The organism is Acinetobacter sp. YZS-X1-1 (assembly GCF_000804305.1).
Lineage (GTDB): Bacteria > Pseudomonadota > Gammaproteobacteria > Pseudomonadales > Moraxellaceae > Acinetobacter > Acinetobacter variabilis.
On sequence record NZ_JWHB01000040.1, the window covers coordinates 1 to 6,131 of the forward strand.

6 protein-coding genes are annotated in these 6,131 nt (G+C 41.9%); 4 read left to right on the top strand and 2 right to left on the bottom strand.

Annotated elements, in window-relative coordinates; translation table 11 throughout:
* Positions 1-128: 128 nt before the first annotated feature.
* Positions 129-1,430, bottom strand: a complete 1,302-nt coding sequence (locus RJ01_RS14480; protein ID WP_034171604.1) for a hypothetical protein — start codon at positions 1,428-1,430, stop codon at positions 129-131.
* A gap of 160 nt (positions 1,431-1,590) precedes the next feature.
* Here RJ01_RS14480 and RJ01_RS14485 point away from each other — a divergent pair, with 160 nt between their 5' ends.
* The 3 genes from RJ01_RS14485 (at position 1,591) to RJ01_RS14495 (ending at position 3,956) form a co-directional block, all read left to right on the top strand.
* Entirely contained in the window at positions 1,591-2,088 is a 498-nt protein-coding gene (locus RJ01_RS14485; RefSeq protein ID WP_034171605.1) for a YcxB family protein, read from the top strand.
* 26 nt (positions 2,089-2,114) lie between these two features.
* Positions 2,115-2,756 carry a fumarylacetoacetate hydrolase family protein gene (locus RJ01_RS14490; protein ID WP_005233782.1) on the top strand — a complete coding sequence of 214 codons (642 nt, stop codon included), beginning with the start codon at positions 2,115-2,117 and terminating at the stop codon, positions 2,754-2,756.
* A 261-nt stretch (positions 2,757-3,017) separates the two neighbouring features.
* Positions 3,018-3,956 carry a DMT family transporter gene (locus tag RJ01_RS14495; protein ID WP_034171606.1) on the top strand — a complete coding sequence of 313 codons (939 nt, stop codon included), beginning with the start codon at positions 3,018-3,020 and terminating at the stop codon, positions 3,954-3,956.
* A gap of 127 nt (positions 3,957-4,083) precedes the next feature.
* On the opposite strand, the gene RJ01_RS14500 is transcribed toward RJ01_RS14495, so the two are convergent.
* Complete coding sequence (locus tag RJ01_RS14500) at positions 4,084-5,331, bottom strand: YihY family inner membrane protein (protein ID WP_034171607.1); 1,248 nt, start codon at positions 5,329-5,331, stop codon at positions 4,084-4,086.
* 113 nt (positions 5,332-5,444) lie between these two features.
* Here RJ01_RS14500 and wrbA point away from each other — a divergent pair, with 113 nt between their 5' ends.
* Positions 5,445-6,041, top strand: a complete 597-nt coding sequence (gene wrbA, locus RJ01_RS14505) for an NAD(P)H:quinone oxidoreductase (protein WP_034171608.1) — start codon at positions 5,445-5,447, stop codon at positions 6,039-6,041.
* Positions 6,042-6,131: the final 90 nt, after the last annotated feature.

Here is a 6,131-nt window from a genome sequence, read left to right on the forward strand (position 1 = left end):
CGGGAGTTCGAATCTCTCTGAGCGCACCAATCTTGATAAAGAATTCTGAAAAACCGCACATTGATGCGGTTTTTTTACGTCTGTATTTTTTAATTTTTCATATAAAAAACCAATAATTAGAAATGAACTTAAGATTTTAATTTCTGCTGTATCTTCAAAGCGTAAACGGTATTGCCACCAACAGCCGGCAACATGTCATGATAGGGAAGGCTACGCATAGCTTTCAGTAAAAAAGGCGCCTGATCATGAATTTTCATGGAACTGGTAATCTGGAATAGCGTTCCCTGAGATTGAGGCAAAAGTTTCATTCCACCTTGTACAAATTTTAAATCTCCGCCATTGGCATAGAACTGGTTTTGTAAGGTATGTGGCTGTTCAAAACGCATTTTAAAATTAAAGGGAATCTGAATGACGCCCAAGCCGATTGATACCTTGTAGTTAGCATCAATACTTTGCGGGTTGACTGGATTCAGTTCCACTTTTTTGATTTGTCGCGGAAAGAGTTTCTGGCTGGCCTGAGCCGATAACCAGGGCTGCAGCTTCTCAGTGGAATGCGAGAAATATTGATAGGTGGTACTGAATCTTAGATTTTCTGAATCTTTACCGGCCTTGACCTGATAATTGGGCAAAATAAAGCTGACAGGCTGTCCTGATTTCTGACTGAGCTGGGCAATTTTCTGGGTTTGCTGATTACTGAGCTGAACCTGGGGCACTGCCGTATTTAAAGCTATGGCAGAAGAATATTTAAAACGCTGCTGTAAAGCTTCAAGCAGAAAGGCATTAGTGCCAGCAGGAATGCCGAGTTTGGCTTCCGGCAGAGCATTTAGAATCTTGCTAAACAGAAAACCTTGTGGCTGGTTCAGATCGCCCCATTGCGTCACCGTCACTAAGGTTTTATTAGGACTCAGTGCAAACCATTCCAGCTTTCCGGCCCCATAGGGAATTGGCGCATCCAGAATCAGTGTGCTGATACTGTTATTTTCCAGATGATGCTGCATCACCACAGTTTCTTTAAAATTTAAGACTGGAATTGGGGTAGGAATATGCACCTGATATTTGACTTGTTGAATGCTACCTTGCTGTTCAATCACTTTGGCGGATTTCAGGGTGGGAAACAGGCCGACATAATTCGGATAATGTTGCAGTAATTTTTCGATTTGTACTTCGGATGCAGGCAAGACTACAGCCGCACTATAAAACTGGGATTTGCTACTAGAAGCCGTTTTAAAAGTCGGTAGATGGGTTTTGCTGGCAGGATGCGCATAAATCAGGATACGCTCGCCAGTGAGTTCGGCCAGTTGCTGAGAATTGCCTTGAAATACATCAAGACTGCTTGGCAGATTAGGGGTCCATGGCGTTATTTTTGCGAAAGCCGGTGAGATTGCAAATAAGGTGCTACTCATCAGCAAATAGGGGATTAATCCTTTCATCCAATATCCTATTGTGTGTTTTTTGTTTTTATAATGATTTATTTAAAACTAAATTCAGTTATTTCCAAAGCAAAGTTATGTAATTGATAGCATAAGCCATGAGTTTTAAGCATATTTTGATATAGTATGGGTCAGGATTTTATATTTTTGATGTGATGCTATGACTGAGTCAGCACCGACTTTATCCACCCGTTATTATCTCACTCTAGAAGAATCTCAGGATGGATTTGCCCTGGCCACTTTTGGTAAAAAACAGATTTCACGCTTTCTAACGCCTTTGGTCAGCATCGGAATTATTATCTGGGGCTTTTCAATGGGCCTGAATGGGGTTGGTCGTTATTATGTGGCTTTGGGTGCCTTCTTCCTGATTCTGCAGGGTATCATGCGCTACTGGTTCCTGCCGATGATGTTTAAGCGCCAGTTTGTAAAATATCAGTTTGGAAAAAGTGAACAGGGCATTGACCTGTTTCAGGACTATGCAGAAATTTTCAATAACGAGCGTAGCAAGGTCGTGCATTATAATGAAGTACAAAGTTTTGCCATCGGCAAGCTGACCTATATGCTGGAACTGAAAAACCGTACAGTGGTGATTGTGCCAAAACGTGCCTTTAAAGATGGTACTGAGCAAAGCATTTTCGAAAATACCTTCAAGAAATAAGACAGATCAAGAACAGGAAAGAGATCATGAGTATACGTCCATCGAAAATTGTTTGTGTCGGTCGCAGTTATGCTGACCATGCCAAAGAGCTTGGAAATGCGGTACCTGATCGTCCTGTACTGTTTATCAAGCCACCGAGTGCTTTGACATCACTGGATGCTGGTATTGAATGGAATCCGGACTGGGGTAACTGTCATTATGAGTGTGAACTAAGTTTGCGTATTGACCGTACCTTAAGCAAGGAAAATGATCCTGCCAAAGTTTTGCAGGCAATTGGCGCTGTGACTTTAGGTCTAGATCTGACCTTACGTGATCTGCAGGATGACCTGAAGAAAAAAGGTCAACCTTGGGAACGGGCCAAAGCTTTTGATGGTTCTTGTGTACTTGCTGACTGGATGCCAGTAGGCGATGTGATTGCTGACTGGAAAGATGTGCACTATACGCTGGAGATCAATGATGAGCTGCGTCAAAAAGGCGATACAGCTTTATTGATTTTTGATATTGCAACTTTATTGGCAGACATTAGTCAAGTATTTACACTTGAAGAAGGCGATGTGGTCATGACCGGTACACCAGCAGGGGTGGCTGCCTTGCAATCGGGTGATCAATTGAAAATGACCCTAAAAGGCCAAAATCAGGATTATGTCTGGACGACATTTGTAAAGTAAGACCGGATTTTTGAGATCAAGGAGCCGAAGGGCTCCTTTATTTTGCTTAGAAAAGTGTAATGAGCAAGGGATAATTTATCAAATTGATCAGACGCGGTTGCCATTCGGTTTCTAGATATAGATTGGGTAGTGTCTAAATCGTTTTTTATGCATCCCCATTCTTAACTGAATCACCCCCTCATTGATCTGTTTTGAAGTATATCTTCTACTTCTAACATTTTTAGTATGTAGCGGCTCAAATCGAGAACAGGACTATATTTTTTGAATCATCGTCAGGCACTAGATGTCAAAGCATCTGCCATTATGTTTGTACTATGTATGTTGTGGGGTTTGCAGCAGGTCGTGCTGAAATGGGCGGCCAGTGATATTTCTGCCCTGATGCAAATTGCATTACGTTCAGCCTTATCTGTATTTATGGTTTACCCTTTAATTCAGCAGAGTGTGCGCCGTCAGCTTTGGAGTGCACGATACTTGTCTGCGGGTTTACTGGTGGGTGTGCTGTTTGCCGCTGAATTTTATCTGGTGGGTGAGGCACTGCGTTATACCTCAGCTTCGCATACCATTGTCTTGCTCTATACTGCACCGATTTTTGTGGCTTTAGGCTTGCATTGGAAACTGCCGGCGGAACGTTTGTCTCATGTGCAATGGGGAGGAATTTTTCTTGCCTTTAGTGGTATTGTGGTGAGTTTCCTGCTGCGCCCGCAGACAGGATCTGCTTTACAATCTCATGCCTTATGGGGGGATTTTCTGGCATTACTGGCTGGTGTATTCTGGGCAGCCACGACCGTAAGTGTGCGTCTTAGCCGGCTGGCTGAAGCGCCTGCAACCCAAACTTTATTCTATCAATTGCTGATCGCTGGTATGGTGTTGTTGCCTTTGTCCTTTTTGACTGGGCAAGCCAGTATTCAATGGACAACTTTGTCGATTTCCAGCCTGATTTTTCATACGGTGGTGATTTCCTTTGCCAGTTATCTGATCTGGTTCTGGATGCTAAAACACTACCTGGCTTCACGTTTAGGGGTGTTTTCCTTTTTAACACCAGTATTTGGCATGCTGTTTGGCGTATTGATTCTAAATGAGCATATTGAGATCAACTTTATTGTTGGTACTTGTATGGTAATGCTAGGCGTGATTCTGGTGAGTTTACAAGGATGGTTAAAGAAGCCTGAGCCTCAGATCAAGACTCAAACCTCTATATAAAAACCCGGTCAATGAAAATGACGACACCTGGTTTTTGGATTATAGCTTTAATGAAAGCAAGGACGATTATCCGCTGAAAATCAAATCAATCTACTTAAAAAAATCCTCTCAAAAGAGAGGATTGAATTTATTTACTGCGGAACAGTTCTGATAATGGAAAATTGAGTTTTTCTTCCAGAAATTGATCAGTTTCATTCAGTTTGGGTGAGAATTTTTGCATCCAGAAATCATCGGTATGTACAGCAGTCAGATGCTGTTTGCGCGGCAATGGATAAGGAAGCTGTAGATAAAAATTCCAGAAGCTGACCTGATCTAGATCGCGTACCAGCACATATTCATTATCATCCGTGCGTTTAATCAGATTCTGTTTTTCAAACATGCTGACATAGCTTGGCCAGCGTCCAATTTCATCCCGTCCTAAAACTTCTAGTGCCTGGGCTTCGCTGACACTTTCACCAGTTTTCTGCTTTTTATAAAATAGTTCTAATAGATCCAGCAACATGACAATAGGATGACGCTTATTGTCCTGTCCAGATTCGAATGCAGTCAGGGCATAACTGATTTCCACGCCCAACAATACAATAATCCAGGACAGGTAAATCCAGAGCAGGAAAATAGGAACTGCTGCGAAAGCGCCGTAAACAATTTCATAACTGGTAAAGTTTGACATCAAAAAGCCAAACAGGTTTTTTAATAGCTCAAATACGATGGCACTAAACAGGCCGGCAATTAAAGCAGACTTGAGCGGTACACTTCGATTAGGAATAGTCCAGTTCAGAATAAAAAAGCCAAGCACGGTCAGAGAAAAGGAAATTACCGAGAGAATAAAGGCACCATCCAGTTCATAACCGGCAAAGTTATTACTGAGAATATTCATGGAGGCCAAAGTAGAAGAAATCACAAAGGCGCTGCCCAGCAAAATTGGACCAAGTGAAATTATGGTCCAGTAACGCATAAAACCGATAATGCCACCGCGGGTTTCAGTCACACGCCAGATCCGGTTAAAGACCGTTTCGATGCTACTGAGCATCAGTACTGTGGTGATGAATAAGAAAAGAATACCGATAATAGTTAAATTGCTGGACTTCTCCGTGAAGGCATTGAGCGCTTTATCGAAAGCGATGGTCGTTTTAGGTAAAAAGTTACTATAAATCAGCTGTTGGAGCTGTTGTCTTGCCGGTTCCAATGCTTTGATTGAGGAGATAATGACCAAAAAAACGGTCAGCATCGGGACTACCGCAAACAGGGTGGTATAGGTCAGTGAACCTGCCTGCTCACGACACCGGTCAGCCTCAAAACGCCGTAGTACAAATAAAATAAATTGAAACCAGTGTTTTTCATAAAAAGGTAACTTCTTTAAATATTCAACGATCATGCGCTTTCAATCTCAATTTTTTTATTCATCATGAATTTTCATTCTTCAGCTTACCCAAAAAAGTTGCGAAATACCGTATAGTTTTATTTTTTTAAGTAATGAATAAGAACTTTATGCAACCTTATGTCCTTGTTTTATATTGCAGCAAATATGGCTCAACCAAAGAAATGGCACATCTGATTGCGAATGGTGTTGAAGCAGCAGGGATGGCTGTAAAAATTCGTACTGTTCCGAATATTGCGACGGTGGTGAAAGAAGCAGAACCGAGTATTCCGGCAGAAGGCGATATCTACTGTACTTTAGATGATCTTGCCCAGTGTTCAGCTTTGGCATTAGGTTCACCTACCCGGTTTGGAAATATGGCTTCAGAAATGAAATACTTTTGGGACCAGACCACCAGCTTATGGCTGAATGGTGCTTTACATGGTAAGCCAGCCTGTGTTTTTACCGCGTCAGGCTCAATGCATGGCGGACAGGAAAGTACTTTACTGACGATGCTACCGCCATTGTTTCATCATGGCATGATGATCATGGGATTAAGCAATGCGACACCAGCTTTGTCTAATACTAAAAGTGGTGGCACGCCTTATGGCGCAAGTCATGTTAGTGGCCCACGACATGACCAAGGCTTAAGCCAGGATGAGAAAATTTTGTGTGAAGTACAGGGTAAACGTCTGGCCGAAGTTGCTTTAAAACTCTATCAGGCTTAAGAAATTAATTAAAAAAGGAAATGAAGAATCAGCTTCATTTCCTTGATTTTATTAATCTTCTTTTTGATCTTTTTGATCTTTTTGATCTTT